This window comes from Pleurocapsa sp. FMAR1 (assembly GCF_963665995.1).
In the GTDB taxonomy this organism is placed as follows: domain Bacteria; phylum Cyanobacteriota; class Cyanobacteriia; order Cyanobacteriales; family Xenococcaceae; genus Waterburya.
Window position 1 is genome coordinate 3,785,428 of record NZ_OY762512.1, and the last position, 15,377, is coordinate 3,800,804.

Consider the following 15,377-nt stretch of genomic DNA (forward strand, 5'->3'; position numbering starts at 1 on the left):
AAAAAAATTAAAAATTGCTTGATGAGCAATTTTGGTTAAATATAATAACTGAATCTAACCACCTGCTCGCGTAAACGCGATCGCTTTTTTAAACATCTTAAGTTAAATGTATAGGTACTTTGGTAATTTATTCTCAAGCTTTTAGACTTAAAACTGCTGTATCTTACAGGTAAACAAATTAAGATCTCGATTATGAGTAACCCACCTTTAAAGCCAGAACAAGTATTGGAACAACTTCACTGGCGTTATGCAACCAAAAAATTTGACCCAAGTAAAAAAATTCCTGAAGCCATTTGGAAAAGTTTAGAACAAAGTTTAGTATTATCTCCTTCTTCATTTGGCTTACAGCCTTGGCAATTTTTTGTAGTTCGCAATCCTGAAATACGTCAAAAGTTGCTAGAACCTGGCTGGGGACAAAAAAAAATAGTTGAAGCTTCCCATTTAGTTGTCTTCGCTATCAAAAAAGATATTGACAATGATTATGTCGATCATTACATTGAAAGAATGGCAGAAGTACAGCAAGTTAGCTCAGACAATCTTCAGGGATTTGCCAACATGGTCAAAGGCTATCTTCAAGATCCACCTTTTCCTTTAGAGGTTAATAAGTGGGCAGCCAAACAAGCATATATTGCCTTGGGCTTTTTTATGAATTGTGCTGCCATGATGGAGGTTGATACTGCACCGATGGAAGGTTTTATTCCTGGTAAATACGATGAAATCTTAGATTTAAACAGCAAAGGATATAGTGCAGTTGTTTTATGTGCTGCGGGATATCGCGCTGAAGATGACAAACATTCTAGCGATCCTAAAGTTCGCTTTCCTACCAATGATGTAGTTCAGTACGTGGATTAACTGACGCTACATTGGAAGATCTTTTTTTTAGCAATTAAATTACCAGTTGCTTTTTTTGTGTCTAGGTTTATTTTCCAAATGCCAGTTGACTATACTTAATATATATCGGTGCGACCTGCAAAGGCGCATCCTAGAGTGAGTCCCTAAGAAAGACTCCAGCTTAATAGTCAAAGCTGTACCCGCCCGAAGGAGCATTTCTGGTAACGGAAATGTTTCAAAGCTAGAGGGTTAATTGTCCCGACTAATTCCAAAACATCTGGATAGGAAAGGGCTAGGGTAAGACACATAAGATTAACAAAGCGTGAATCTGTGATGAGGCTTCTAAACTATAAGACTACACCAAATAAACGATGTTTAGGTGTAGAGAGATTAAGGCTATCCCTCTCTCTTAGGGATGGCTTGTTATTAGTTACCGATATAACAAATAACTAGACTATCAACAATCTCGAAACAACAGGAGTATAGCAGGAATCTAAGTGTGTCGCATCTCAAAGATGTGCAACAGGGAAACCCCTAATAAGTCTCATTTCAATGAGTAAGTTAACCGCAAGGAAAACCTAATTCTTATTAGGGACAGGAAAGTTTAAAAAGCGAATGTCGTCATATCGAAAGATAACAGAAATAAATAACTGGACGAATAGGGCAATACCCAATCTGAAAAGATGCTGACGTAGACAGGTGATATCTGCTGAATATCATGCAATCAATATTTTGAACTCGAAAGGAAAAGTTAGATGCAAAATAATGCAAACGTAACTTCGAGAATATCAAATTGGCACTATATCAATTGGTATAAAGTCAATTTAAATATTAGAAATCTTAGAAGACGTATATTCAAAGCAACTCAAGAAAATAACTGGAGGAAAGTCAGAAATCTCCAAAAGTTAATGTTCCGAAGTTGGTCAAACATTGTCCATTCCATCAGGAAGACAACACAAATCAATCAAGGAAAAAAGACGGCTGGAGTTGACAAGATTGTGGTAAATACTCCGCAACAAAGGTTAGCCATGTCTTACGACTTGGTATTCGACCGCCGTTGCAGACCCAAGCCAGTTAAAAGAGTAAACATTCCTAAAAAGAATGGCAAATTAAGACCATTAGGCATACCAACAATTAGGGATAGAGCAATACAAGCAATTGTTAAAAATGCTCTAGAACCATGTTGGGAAGCTCAATTTGAAGGAATTAGCTACGGTTTTCGACCTGGCAGAAGCACCCACGACGCTATAGGAAAAATATATCTTATAGCACGTCCTAACAAGACAAAAAAGTGGATTGTAGATGCCGATATAAAAGGATGTTTCGACAAGATAAGCCACATTAAACTATTAGAAATCATTGGGAATTTTCCCTATCGAAATCATGTAGAAAAATGGCTTAAAGCTGGGTATGTAGAAAAGAACACTTTTCATCCCCAGATTGCTGGAACTCCCCAAGGCGGAATAATAAGCCCTCTCTTAGCCAATATTGCCTTACACGGCATGGAAAAAGCATTAGGTGTCAAATAATATGACAGCCGAGGAACTTTAACCAGAAGCAAAAGAGCAATGGTAAATATATCACAAAATTTGCCTGGGTAAAAATCAAAAGACATTCAATAGTTCCAAAAAAATCATCTCCCGATGATCCTTCTTTAAAAGAATATTGGAAAAAGAGAAGTCAAAAGATTAATAAATCCGAGGCAGAAAAGCTAAACAAAAGACAAGAGTACATAGCACATAAACAAAAATATAAATGTTCTGTATGTGGTCAATCATTATTTAATGATGAAGCACTACATCTTCACCATATTATTCCAAGAAGTAAAGGTGGTAAAGACAACATTAATAATTTAGTTTTATTGCATTTATTCTGTGATCACAAAACTCACCATCAAAAATGAGTGATATTGCTTGAGCCGAATGCTTGGAAATCTTGCACGTTCGGTTCTTAGGGGGGAAAGGGGCAGCAATGCCCCTGACCTACCCGACACAAAACAAAATAAAACTTAAGTCAAACTGCTATTATTGCCATCTACATTCATGCAATCAACTCCTAACCTAGACCAACTTATCCCTGAACCTTTAACCAAGTTAGCCTATCAAGGCTTCCAAGAAAGCAAAAAAGTATTTGGCTTTGTTCATAAGCTTGTAAGCGATCGCCTAACTAATACAGTTATTCCCGAACAAAAAAGTAAAAGCCAGCCTCTTTCTCCTGAAGTATTTGAAAAACTTCAGGTAAAACTAAAAAAACTCGAAGAACAAGATTGGCAAGATGCTCAAGCAGGAGTTTATCCTCGTAGCTTACTATTTGATAATCCTTGGTCTGACTTTTTCCGCTATTATCCCGAAGTATGGCTAGATATGTTCAAAATTTGGGAACGCTTAGGGTTGAAAGATTTCCAAAGATTTGATGCCTCTATCGATAAAGCTGGCTATCCTGACTACTATTTACAAAACTTTCATTATCAGACAGATGGTTATCTAAGCGATATGTCTGCCAATCTCTATGACTTACAGGTAGAGATTTTATTTAATGGTGCTGCTGATGCTATGCGTCGTCGTATCCTCGCGCCCTTAAAAGCAGGACTACAGGCTTTTTCTACTGTACCAGCTCAACAGCTAAAGGTATTAGATGTGGCTTGTGGTACGGGGCGTACATTACGTATGATTCGTGGTGCTTTACCTAAAGCATCTTTGTTTGGGACAGATTTATCTCCCGCATATTTGCGTAAAGCCAATCAGCTACTTTCTGAAATTTCAGGTGAGTTACCCCAACTGCTTCAGGCTAATAGCGAAGAATTGCCTTATTTAGATAACTATTTTCATGGTTTGACTTCTGTATTTCTGTTTCATGAACTTCCAGCAGCAGCCAGACAGCAGGTAATTAATGAAGCGTTTCGTGTCTTACAGCCAGGAGGCGTATTCGTCATTTGTGATTCCATGCAGGCGATCGATTCTCCAGATTTTCAACCCATGATGAATAATTTCCCTGCTATATTTCACGAACCCTATTACCGACACTATACAACTGATAATCTTGAAGAGCGTTTGACAACGGCAGGATTTACCAACATCAAGGTAGAAAATCACTTTGTCAGTAAATATTGGACTGCATACAAACCAGCGTAATAAATTTAGAGTTTTGCTTTTTAAACGTAAATAAATTAATTGCAGTTATGCTTTTTTACAAAGAAGTGTAGCTGCAATTGCCTTTTTAGCAGAAAGATAAACTAAAATTGGAAAACAAAAATACAACAGGCGAGTAACTAAAACAGTGAACGATCGCTATAATAAATTACTGCAATACAATATATCTGGTCTTGGTTGCTGGGGTAGCCTAATCTTAATCGCAGTTGTCTGGGCTAGTCTTGGCTTCAAATGGATAGTCAGCAGCTTTTTGATTGTAACTGCCCTCTTATTTATCCTTCCAGTCATAGCTGTTTGGGGATTTCAGTGGTGGCTAAAACGCAAATTAACCCAGGCTCAATGTCCAGTATGTAACTATGAGTTTACTGGATTTAAAAATACTGAGTTTAACTGTCCTAACTGTGGCGAAGCGTTACAAGTAGAAGGAGATAGCTTTAGCCGCATGACCCTTCCAGGGACGATAGATGTTGATGCAGTAGAAGTGCCATCGGCTAATGTTCTCGAAGAAGGTAATTAAGCAGATCGAGAATTAGTTATCCGTAGAAATATCTAGGGTAAACTGATGTTGACCACCAAGGCGATCGCCAATATATACTTGATAGCTACCTGATTCCCATACTCCAGAAATTTCAGGCTTTAATCCTGATGTCTCATCACCTAAAACACAAAAGCGATCGCCTGCATTAGGTCCTAACACTAACAAAGTTGGCTGCCCCCCATTTGCCTGAACCGTCAATCTCATGTAGTCCGTTCTTTGCTCTAGGTTCATTTTATAATTGGGAGTATTACTAATAAAGCCACAGCCTTGACTATCATTAGAACCACCAGATTCACCTGTAATAACTTGATTTATTTGAGTTGTTTTAAGTTGCTTTAAGTTGTTCTCTGCCATGATAGTCTTGCTATTACCTAGTACTACAGCAATAGTCAATACTAAAATATTGATAACATTGGATTTGAATAAATTAATCATTTCTAATGCAGAAAAATAAATTATTTCTATAATCACCAGATAATCAAACTTGATTTTTTCTAGTGAACTTTTAATTAGTTTTAAATTTAAGAATACGTATAGTTAAATTCTATTAGATATAAAGACGTAATTATACTGCTATTGTTCCACTTCAATGATAGGCATATTTCAGTATTTTCCACTAATATCTGCAATTTTAATTAGAAAGAATAACTTTAGTCACTATTTTAAAATTTTTATCGATATATAATAGCAGTTTTATTCTGGTTATATCTCTTATTAAAAGATAGAATCAAATAGACTACCTTTTTGTTTGATTTAAGGCGTTTTGAATAAGACTTTTTTTTAGACAATCAATATGTTTACCCCAAATGAGTTGATTTTTGATTAAGTGATTTAAATCAATTCAACCTCAAAATATAAAGGTTATATTAATAAACAATAGTCAGCGATTATGGCTATTCATACTTTTTGACAGCACTTATAATTTTTATGCGAAGTGTTACAAAATTAATATAAGTCAGTTACAAATAACTTTAAATAGCAAACGCAATTTTAAGTTAGTAAACTAAATTAAATAGTCAAAAAAAATAATCTTGAAAAATTGGCTAGACATTTACTGTGAACTCCCATTTGCAATAAATATAATGATAGAGGCTAAATATTTGACAAAAACTAATAATTTAGTTGCTTTTTAATATTTTTATATTAATTAACCCTAACTTTACTAAAACTTTAAGATACCCACCTGTCTAATCGCCTATAAATTTTTTATAACAGTAAATACTAAGAGATTATTTTAGACAAATACGCAGCGTTAAAATTACCTTTAAGGAAAACACTATGACTAACTTGCAAAAAAATAATGGTTCTTATCCTAGCCAGCGAGAAGGACTTGATATTAATGTAGGAGAATATTTTCTCAAGCTCAAACGCCGTTGGCTTCCAGCCTTAGCCGTTTTTGTTTTTACTGTTGGTACCACTGCCTTCTTGAGCAGCTTTTTAGAAAAAACATATAAATCCGAAGGCAAAATACTATTTAAGAAAAATTCTATAGGTTCAATAAGTGATATTAAAGGCAGTACTAATGAGTTTCGGTCTTTATTAGACAATCAAACTCCTCTGAGTACAGAAAAGCTGCGTGTAACTTCAGAACCAGTTTTACAGCAAACTATAGATCAGTTAAAACTAGAGGATGAAGAAGGCAAACCTTTAAAAGTCAAGGCACTACAAAAAAAACTGGTAGTAGATATCGTTGGCGGAACTGATGTTATTGAAGTGCAATACAATGATCCAGACCCCGTAATAGCTTCTAAGGTAGTAAATACCTTGATGGATGTCTACATCAAAGAACAAGTTCGTAGTAATAAATCTGCAACCGCTAGTGCAAATAGCTTTGTTACCAAAGAAATTCCCCAAATTGAGAATAAACTTCAAAGTTTAGAATCAAGGTTACAGAATTTTTACGAAAAAAATCAGGTCGTAGATTTACAGGAAGAGAAGAAAACTTTAGTAGCCGATCTGGGTAATCTCAATCGCCAAATTTCTACTACAGGTGCAGAGCTTCAAGGTAAGAAAGCTCAAGCTCAAAGTATCCAAAATCAGTTGGGTCTAAACTTAAATCAAGCGATCAGTGCTAATCAATTAGCTAACACGCCTCAAGTGCAAAGCATTCTTGCTCAACAACAAGCAACAGAAACAGAGTTATCCCAAGAACGTCAGCGTTTTAACGATAACCATCCCACAGTTGTTAGCTTAAATGAAAAGAAACAAGCTTTAAATTCTCAACTACAGCAGCTTATTACTCAATATGTTGGTGGAAAAGTTTCGGCTGGATTATTGCAGGGTGGAAATAGTGTCAAAGATAACCAATTAGAAAGATTTATTAATCTTAAAATAGATGAATTAAACTTAGAAACACAATTATCATCTTTATACCAATTTCAGAAAGTTTATTTAGCTCGTTCTCAAGCAATTCCGAGTCTAGAAAAACAGGAACAATCCTTACTTCGTGAAGTTGATAGTTCTCGATCTACCTACAACACGCTATTAGATAGTAAAGGAGATCTAGGATTACTGCTCAACAAAGATACGGGTAATGCTGAGGTTATAGAGCAGGGTCAAATTCCTCAACAAGGCAGCACAGGCAGAGTAATGTTATTAGCTTTGGGTGTTTTGATGGGATTATTCCTTGCCAACCTAACTGCAATTTTGCTAGAAATGCAGGACCGCACCTTGAAAACTATTCCTGAAATAAAACAAAAGTTTGCTTATCAAGTACTGGGTATTATTCCTTTGGATACTCTACAAGAACATCAAAGTGGAATTATTGTCCAAAGAGAACCTGATTCTTTTGCCAGCGAAATCTATCGCATGATTCAAACTAACCTTAAGTTTTTAGCTGTTAAGCGACAACCAAAAGTTATTTTAATGACTAGTTCAGTTCCAGGAGAGGGTAAATCTACCGTTGCTGCCAACTTAGCTGCTGCGATGTCTCAACTAGGTCGCAAAGTCTTATTAATTGACGGTGACTTAAGAAAGGGTTCTCAACATGAGCTGTGGCAAGTAAGTAACAAAGCTGGGGTCAAGGATGTTGTAACTCATAAAACACCATTAGCTCAGGTTGTTTCTCAGCCAATGCAGCAGTTAGATCTGCTAACTACTGGAATAGTTGCTCCTAATCCACTTGCTTTATTAGATTCAACAGAAATGAGCGAACTAGTAGCCAAAGCCAGAAAAGAATATGAGTTAATTATTATTGACGCTCCACCTTTAGCTGTGACTGCTGATGTTTTGACCTTGACTAAACTTGCTGATGGTATTGTTTTTGTAAGTAGACCAGGGGTAGTGGAAAACGAGAGTGCTGAATTAGCGCAAGAAACTATAGCCAATGCTAACCTTTCTCAAAAAGTATTGGGAATGGTCATTAATGGAGTCAAGCCTAACGAATTTGACCGCTATTCCTATCATGCTAAATACAGTAAAAGCTACTTTTCAAGTTCTCCTGAGAGCAGCAGTTCCAAAACTGCTCCTGCCTAGACATACATAACCAAAGCATTTGATTCGTAAATGTAATTTAAGAACTTAAAGTAACTATTTTCTCTAAAAAAATGAAAAAATCAACTATTGTTATAGGCTTGGATGCAGCAGAACCCAGGCTAATTGAAGAATGGATGGCTGCTGGACATCTTCCCAATCTAAGCAAAATTCGTCAATCAGGAATTTACGGTCGTTTGGACAACACGGTGAATTATTGTGGTGTGCCTACCGAATATTCGACTACTGAACCTTTGTGGGCAACCTTTTCGACTGGATGTCGCGCTGATACCCTGGGTTATTGGGATACAGTTAGCTACAACCCAGAAAACTATGAAATTGTCTGCGATGTAGTCACTAGCGGTTATGACTATCAGGAGTATTCTCCTTTCTATGCCCTAGGAAAAGATTATAAAGTTGCAGTTCTAGATGTTCCAGTAACTACTCTTTCTGATGATGTCAATGGGGCGCAGATTTTGGGTTGGGGTGGACATTATCCTTATACTGTTAGTGCTTCTAATCCTCCTGAGCTTTTTGCGGCTATTACGGAAAAATATGGCAAAAACCCTGTTTTACATAATGATAATGGGCTGTGGTGGAACCCAGAATATGTTACCTGGATTCAAGAAGCAGCAGGAAAAAGTATTGATGGGCATTCGGCGATCGCTCGTGATTTGCTCAAGCAAGATGATTGGGATTTATTCTTGATGGTATTTGGTGAAACTCATACTATTGGTCACGATCTATATAACCATAGTCAAGCCGATCATCCCACCTATAACTACCTTACGGATAATGGTACTAAACCCGATCCTTTATTAAAAACCTATAAGCACGTCGATCGCGCAATTGGCGAAATTTTAGCAGAAGCTCCTAAAGATGCAAATATAGTCTGCTTTTCGGCTCACGGTATGGCTGCTAACTTTACTGATTTATTAAGTATGGCTGTATTGCCAGAACTATTGTATCGTTTTCATTATGGCAAAGCGGCGATCGCTCCAGGAAAAGTTGGTTCTATTCCCTCGCCTATGGTTACAAAACCAATCAGGAATTCTTGGCCAGGAGAAATTTGGAGTCAGGTTTATGAACCCAATCCGCTTAAAAAATTTTTTCGTACTTGGACTCATAAAAAGCTTTTGCGAGGTAAAAAACATGGTTTACTCTCACCCTATAGCCTCTTGGATGAGCCAATTGAACAGGAATTAGCTATGGGCTGGATGCCTGGTATGTGGTACTCGCCTTTGTGGCCAGAAATGAAAGCATTTGCTTTGCCTGCCTTTACCAATGGACATATCCGCATCAATCTCAAAGGCAGAGATAGAAATGGAGTAGTCGAACCTTCGGAGTACGATGCTTTGTGTGCAGAATTGACTGAAATTCTTTATGACCTTCAAGATGGCAGAACAGGTAAAAAAATTGTTAAACAAGTAGTTAAAACCCGTACTATTCCTTTGGACGACGATCCTAAGCTACCTGATGCAGACTTAGTAGTATTGTGGCAAGAACCAGTTACAGATGTTGTTGATAGTCCAAGATTAGGTCGTGTTGGGCCTTTAACTCACTGTCGTGCAGGAGGTCATATAGGTCAAGGTTTTCTATTAGCCAAAGGAGATCATATTCCTGCTGGGTCTAACTTATCTGCTGGTGAAGCTGTAGATTTAGCTCCAACAATTTTGAGCTTGATGAATGCAAAAATACCAGAACATTTGGATGGAAAAGCTTTGATATCACAAGTATCATATTCTACCTAAATCATGAATATAACAGAGATAAAATCCAAAGCAACAAATCTATTCCATAGTAATCTGGCACGGGATACTTTCTGGATGCTGTCATCTAAATTGTTTAACGTGGTCATGCAAACTGGATACTTTGTTATCGTTGCCCGTATATTGGGAAAAGAAAATTATGGTTCTTTTATTGTTGTTACTGCTTGCGCATCAATTATTTTTCCCTTTGTTGCTTTGGGTAGTGAACACATCCTAGTCAAAAATGTTTCGACTAATAAAGCTAGCTTTAGTACCTATTGGGGCAATGCGCTGGTTCTCTTGACTGCTAACGGTTCTTTTTTAACTTTAGCTTTGTTATTAATATCTCCCTTGATATTTCCCAAAAACATTGTATGGGGAACAATCCTGCTGATTTTAATATCAGATCTCATTTGCCTAGCCTTGTACGATCTTGGGTCTAAAGCTTTAATAGCTAATGACATGGTCAAAAAGACAGCACAGTTGGGAATATTGAATACTTGTGGCAAACTGCTAGCTGCTCTGTGTTTGGCTGCCTTTTTTGAGAATCCAGGTATTGCCACCTGGAGTTATTTATACCTCACCAGTTCGGTAGTTACTTCTGTTATTACTGTCTTAATAGTTCATAAAATGGTAGGTTTACCAAAACCTATTTTATCAGAACTTAAATCTAATATTGGTCAGGGATTATACTTCGCTATTAGTGCTTCAGCTAGTAACATCAATGCAGGCTTAGATAAATCGATGCTGGGTAAATTAGCTGGTGTTGGTGCTGCTGGAATATATGGTTCAGCTTATCGCTTTATTGATGTTGGTAACGTTCCCCTTTTGGCATTATCTGGTGCTACCTATACTAGGTTTTTTCAGCGTGGCGCATCGGGAATTAAAGGTAGCTTAAGCCTTGCCAAACGTCTGCTGCCTTTTATAGCATTTTATGCGATCGCTAGCGTCATTGGCTATTTCTTTATTGCTCCTTATATTCCCAATATTTTAGGTGAAGAATACAAAGATGCTATTGACGCATTGTTACTATTATCACCTTTACCAGCGATCGCAGCTTTCACCTATTTAGCAGCAGATTCTCTTACGGGTTCAGGAAATCAAAAGGCTCGAAGCATAGTCCAAGTAGGTGCTGCAATTCTCAATATCTGTTTAAATATATTGCTTATTCCCAAGTTTTCTTGGCAGGGTGCTGCTTGGGCTACCTTAATTTCTGACTCATTAAGAATGGTTTTTTTGTGGTTAATTGCTTTTTACTTATATCGGCAAACAACAAAATAAAACTTATATATCTATATCTAATAAAATTATGAATTTGCTTATTGATTTAGAGATTCAACACTAATAAAATCGTCGTCAGATCACAGATACTAAAAAAATGAACAGTAATAATTCAATAAATAGCCTGTATTTTTCAATTTAAGATTTCTCATGAATCTATAGATAGTATGCTAAATTAGCAGTTTATAAAAACTATTTTGACTATCTATGTTTAAATACATTCGCTACCAATATTAAATAAAAAATTTGAAAATCTTTGGCGTTGAATAATTACCCATAATTCTTGCTCTAAAATTATGCTTTTCAATTCATTCGAATTTATTTTTCTGTTTTTGCCGATTACTCTATTGGGTTTCTTTTTAATTAGTAGAAAACCAGAGTATATCAAACAGCAAATGCCCATATATTGGCTAGTTGCTGCCTCACTATTTTTCTATGCTAAGTATAAGGTTCTAAATCTTCCCTTAATCTTGATATCTATCGCAGTTAACTATGGGTTAGGTTATCTACTGGGAAATGTATTAAAGAAAACAAAAACCAAGAAAACAACACTTTTGCTCGGTATTATATTCAACTTGGGGTTGATTTGCTACTTTAAGTATTCAGGCTTTTTAGTTAGCAATATAAATTATTTTGTCAAAACTGATTTTATTATTCCGACTATAGTAATTCCTTTAGGAATTTCCTTTTTTACATTTCAACAAATAGCATACTTAGTTGATGCCTATAAAGGTGAAACTAAAGAATACAGTATTTTGAAGTATATGCTGTTTGTCTGCTTTTTTCCGCAATTGATTGCAGGACCAATAGTTCATCATAAAGAAATTCTACCGCAATTTGAAACAACGTTTATCTATAAGTTTAATCAGACTAATCTAGCCATAGGTTTGACGTTTTTTATGGCTGGTTTATTCAAAAAAGTTGTTTTTGCCGATCGCATTGCCGAATTTTCTAATTTAGCTTTTGCAGCAGCATCTCAAGGAATAAATTTGACCTTCTCTGAAGCTTGGGTAGGAGCATTAGGCTATACTTTACAGCTTTATTTTGATTTTTCTGGTTATTGTGACATGGCAATTGGTGCAGCCTATATGTTCGGAATCAGTTTGCCGATAAATTTCAATTCACCTTACAAGTCAATTAGTATTGTTGATTTTTGGCGTAGATGGCATATTACTCTCTCTCATTTCTTGCGCGATTATTTATATATACCTTTGGGAGGAAGCCGCAAAGGGGAGTTTAGACGTTACTTTAACCTGTTAATTACTATGTTGCTAGGGGGATTATGGCATGGTGCAGGCTGGACTTTTATCTTGTGGGGTGGATTACAAGGATTCTATTTAGTTATTAATCATTTATATCGTTCTTGGCGCAAAAGTCTAGGGCATAATTTGAAAAACGATGGTTGGCTACTTCGTGGTATAGGATGGATAACAACCTTTATGGCTGTAGTTGTTTCTTGGGTCTTTTTTCGTGCTAATAGTTTTGCCACCGCTATTTTGATGCTTAAGTCTATGTTTGGCTTTGATGGTATTGAATTAGCACCTTTTCTAGAGCCTTATTTAGGGTTTTTAAGAAATTTGGGGGTAGGATTTTTAGGTTTTAGCGTTAATGTCGGTATCAGTCAAAAATATGCTACTTTTGGCATTATTATTCTCTTGCTCATTGCTTGGTTGACTCCTAATACCCAACAATGGATGGGGAATTATAGTCCAACACTTACTGAGCCTATCGAACAGAATCAATCTCAATGGCAACAAAAATTTTGGCAATCTTTATCTTGGAGACCAAACAAAATTTGGACAGTTATTGTAGCAGGATTAACATCACTCTCTTTGCTATGTTTTAGTAGAGTTAGCGAGTTTCTATATTTCCAATTCTAATTTTTAAAATATATACTAAAGATACTAAAAATGAATTTCAAAAGTGCAGCCAACGAGTTTTTAAAATTAGGTAAACGCGGAACTTCAGAAATGTCTAAATCCAACGTTGCCAAAAAAAATACAGATTCAAAATTCAGTTTTGGGCTTTACGGACTAATTACTTTTATAATATTGGGTTCTGTGGCTGGTCTTAATTGGCTAATCGATCCTTTATGGTACAATCATGGCAATATTATAACTGGCAAAAATTTTGCTTTTAATGAAAGAATAACCAAAACAAACTTATTTTTTAGAACCGAAAATAAAGAAAACTACAATTGCATTATTCTTGGTAGTTCTAGAGTTATTGCCTTAAGACCAGACAATTTTCGCCAAGATCGCTGTTTTAACTACTCTATTAAAGGAGGCGAAATACCTGATTTTATCAATTATGCTGAATCTTTAAAAGAAGAAGGTATAAAGCCTAAAATAGTCTATGTCGGCGTAGATGGTCTAAATTTTGTGGAAAAGGATAGAACACAACAAGAGCCTGTATCTCTACGAAATTTAACTACTAAATCGCCTTTGCAAGCTTATTTATCAGCTGATGTTTTATTGTTTTCAGTTATGACTCTATTGGGGGTTAGTCCCGATCCTGGAAATTATTACGATCGAAACTTTGAACCAGTAGATTTTGCCAGCGCTCCTGAGTATAAGCCAGATTTTTATAAACCTGCTTCCCCGCAAAGATGCGATCTTTCACCAGTAAAAGCTTTTGTACAACTGAGGGCAATTTTTCCTCAAGCTAAGTTTATTGGTTATGTACCCCCCAGATCTGCTTGGAGTATAGTCAATGATACTTACGGCAGAAATTTAACCGACTGTGAGTTATTAAGTTATTATAAAATAGCTCAAAGTTATGATGCAATGTATGATTTTTCTGCACCCTCAGAAATTACCAAAAATCCTGATGATACTTTTGATGGCAGTCATTATTCAGTTATAACAAATAATAAAGTTGCCAAGATTTTACAAGGCGAAGAAAATAAAGATTTTGGTATTAGGGTAGATAAATATGACTTTGATGAATACAGAAATATTTATCGCCAAAAAATACGAGATTTCTTGGCTGAAAACAATGAGTTGCAGCTTTGGGACAAGTCTGATGAAATATCAGTTGACATGGTTAAGTAGGAAACCAACAAAAAACCCGATAATGGCTGAAATCGGGTTTTTTATTGTGTTGTAAATTATTTCTAGGAAAATCAATTAGTTATTGTGCTTTCTTGCTTTCTTACCCATTCTTAATTGCGATCGCCTCATATTGGGAGGAATAGCCAAGTTTTGAATTACCTGATATTTTCTCTCGCGCTCCATCTGCTTGAGTTCGGTATAATCAAGCCAATGAATACAATTTACTGGACAAGTATCTATAGCTTCGTTGATTAGCTCTTCTGTGTCGCTATTTTGGTTGAACACTCTGGCTCTACCATAGTCTGGTTCAATGTAAAAAGTATTAGCCGCGACGTGAGTACAGTTTTTACAACCTATGCAAATGTTTTCATCAACATAGACTCCTTTTTGTCGCCATGCTCCCCCTAATTCTGGTTCAAAACCGCTTCTTTGAGAGTTATCACGGATAACACCTCCTAATTCTGGCTCAAAACCGCTTTTTTCTAGAGGAGAAAAATTAGACATCACGCACTCCAACGTTGAACGACTAAACGAATTGAACCATCCTGATTTTTAGCTTGCTCTGTAATGGAAAAACCTTGATTGCTAGTTTCGTTAATAACTGTATGATAGGCATAGCGTTGAGTAACCTGACGCAGAAAGCCATCTACAGTCAATGGCTGTTGCCAATACTGTAAATCTGCCACTAGTTCGTATTCCTTGCCATTCCAGCAAAAGCCAAAATCATAGTTGTTTAACTGTTCAACAACAATATCAGCCTTGTGGGTTTTTCCTTGATAACCTCTGACAATTCCTGGACCATTTTTCCAATCTACATCTAAGTCTTTAAGCGCTGCTTTTAAAGAATCTAGATTGCGAATTTTAGTTTTAATATTGCTGAAATGTGACATAAATTTCCTCTATGAAAATGAATTAGATATTAAACAAGCTATTGGGCTAGTTTTGTTAAATTACCAATCACTATAGTTGTTTTGGGTAGCTACAGTAGCTGTTTGAGTAACATTCTGAGCATAGTAGTCAGAAGAAGGTTTTTGGTCAATAACCACCCCTAACTGTTCTTCAATTGCTGCTGTCACCTCTTGGCAAGATGAGCCAACAATACCAGTTACTGTCTCTTTAACCCGACCATCGGGATAAATAATGAATTCAAGTGTTTCCATGTATTTGCGATCGCCTACTTAGCATCAAGCTGTAACTGTTGAAAACTAACAAATAGTTTACAGAGCCACTATTTTTTGTTATATCGCTCTTTATATAGATATTTTGAGCAATTAACTAAATACTATGGGAATCTTATCAAAACTTA

Annotated in this window: 14 protein-coding genes; 10 read left to right on the forward strand and 4 right to left on the reverse strand. The window is 36.1% G+C overall.

The window, feature by feature from the left end:
* The first annotated feature begins 192 nt into the window (after nucleotides 1–192).
* The 5 genes from SLP02_RS18510 to SLP02_RS18525 all read left to right on the forward strand — a co-directional run bounded on the left by SLP02_RS18510 (nucleotide 193) and on the right by SLP02_RS18525 (nucleotide 4,497).
* Nucleotides 193–852 carry an NAD(P)H-dependent oxidoreductase gene (locus tag SLP02_RS18510; protein WP_319422203.1) on the forward strand — a complete coding sequence of 220 codons (660 nt, stop codon included), beginning with the start codon at nucleotides 193–195 and terminating at the stop codon, nucleotides 850–852.
* A gap of 734 nt (nucleotides 853–1,586) precedes the next feature.
* Nucleotides 1,587–2,360 (forward strand): reverse transcriptase domain-containing protein, encoded by a 774-nt coding sequence (locus SLP02_RS18515; RefSeq protein WP_319422204.1) that lies wholly within the window; start codon nucleotides 1,587–1,589, stop codon nucleotides 2,358–2,360.
* Between the two features lie 203 nt (nucleotides 2,361–2,563).
* Nucleotides 2,564–2,734 (forward strand): HNH endonuclease, encoded by a 171-nt coding sequence (locus SLP02_RS26785; protein WP_413467310.1) that lies wholly within the window; start codon nucleotides 2,564–2,566, stop codon nucleotides 2,732–2,734.
* Nucleotides 2,735–2,873: 139 nt separating this feature from the next.
* The gene (locus tag SLP02_RS18520) at nucleotides 2,874–3,962 is read left to right on the forward strand and encodes a class I SAM-dependent methyltransferase (protein WP_319422205.1); all 1,089 of its coding nucleotides are present in this window, start codon (nucleotides 2,874–2,876) and stop codon (nucleotides 3,960–3,962) included.
* A gap of 145 nt (nucleotides 3,963–4,107) precedes the next feature.
* Entirely contained in the window at nucleotides 4,108–4,497 is a 390-nt protein-coding gene (locus SLP02_RS18525) for a hypothetical protein (protein ID WP_319422206.1), read from the forward strand.
* Nucleotides 4,498–4,509: 12 nt separating this feature from the next.
* Here SLP02_RS18525 and SLP02_RS18530 read toward each other — a convergent pair whose 3' ends face one another.
* Complete coding sequence (locus SLP02_RS18530; RefSeq protein WP_319422207.1) at nucleotides 4,510–4,953, reverse strand: hypothetical protein; 444 nt, start codon at nucleotides 4,951–4,953, stop codon at nucleotides 4,510–4,512.
* Nucleotides 4,954–5,796: 843 nt separating this feature from the next.
* On the opposite strand from SLP02_RS18530, the gene SLP02_RS18535 reads away from it, so the two are divergent.
* The 5 genes from SLP02_RS18535 to SLP02_RS18555 all read left to right on the forward strand — a co-directional run bounded on the left by SLP02_RS18535 (nucleotide 5,797) and on the right by SLP02_RS18555 (nucleotide 14,071).
* Nucleotides 5,797–7,992: a GumC family protein gene (locus SLP02_RS18535; RefSeq protein WP_319422208.1), complete on the forward strand. Its 2,196-nt coding sequence runs from the start codon at nucleotides 5,797–5,799 to the stop codon at nucleotides 7,990–7,992.
* 71 nt (nucleotides 7,993–8,063) lie between these two features.
* Nucleotides 8,064–9,740 (forward strand): alkaline phosphatase family protein, encoded by a 1,677-nt coding sequence (locus tag SLP02_RS18540; protein WP_319422209.1) that lies wholly within the window; start codon nucleotides 8,064–8,066, stop codon nucleotides 9,738–9,740.
* Between the two features lie 3 nt (nucleotides 9,741–9,743).
* Nucleotides 9,744–11,018, forward strand: coding sequence for an oligosaccharide flippase family protein (locus SLP02_RS18545; protein WP_319422210.1), 1,275 nt, complete (start codon nucleotides 9,744–9,746; stop codon nucleotides 11,016–11,018).
* A 296-nt stretch (nucleotides 11,019–11,314) separates the two neighbouring features.
* Complete coding sequence (locus SLP02_RS18550) at nucleotides 11,315–12,898, forward strand: MBOAT family O-acyltransferase (protein ID WP_413467238.1); 1,584 nt, start codon at nucleotides 11,315–11,317, stop codon at nucleotides 12,896–12,898.
* 30 nt (nucleotides 12,899–12,928) lie between these two features.
* Nucleotides 12,929–14,071 (forward strand): hypothetical protein, encoded by a 1,143-nt coding sequence (locus SLP02_RS18555; RefSeq protein WP_319422212.1) that lies wholly within the window; start codon nucleotides 12,929–12,931, stop codon nucleotides 14,069–14,071.
* A gap of 75 nt (nucleotides 14,072–14,146) precedes the next feature.
* Here the strand turns inward: SLP02_RS18555 and SLP02_RS18560 are convergent, their stop codons facing one another.
* Genes SLP02_RS18560 through SLP02_RS18570 form a run of 3 tightly spaced genes read right to left on the reverse strand, consistent with a single transcriptional unit; the run spans nucleotide 14,147 to nucleotide 15,231 of the window.
* Nucleotides 14,147–14,575, reverse strand: a complete 429-nt coding sequence (locus SLP02_RS18560) for a ferredoxin (RefSeq protein ID WP_319422213.1) — start codon at nucleotides 14,573–14,575, stop codon at nucleotides 14,147–14,149.
* Entirely contained in the window at nucleotides 14,575–14,961 is a 387-nt protein-coding gene (locus SLP02_RS18565) for a DUF1257 domain-containing protein (RefSeq protein ID WP_319422214.1), read from the reverse strand. The genes SLP02_RS18560 and SLP02_RS18565 overlap by 1 nt, the downstream gene beginning before the upstream one ends.
* Before the next feature lie 60 nt (nucleotides 14,962–15,021).
* Nucleotides 15,022–15,231 (reverse strand): DUF2997 domain-containing protein, encoded by a 210-nt coding sequence (locus SLP02_RS18570; RefSeq protein WP_319422215.1) that lies wholly within the window; start codon nucleotides 15,229–15,231, stop codon nucleotides 15,022–15,024.
* Nucleotides 15,232–15,377 lie beyond the last annotated feature (146 nt).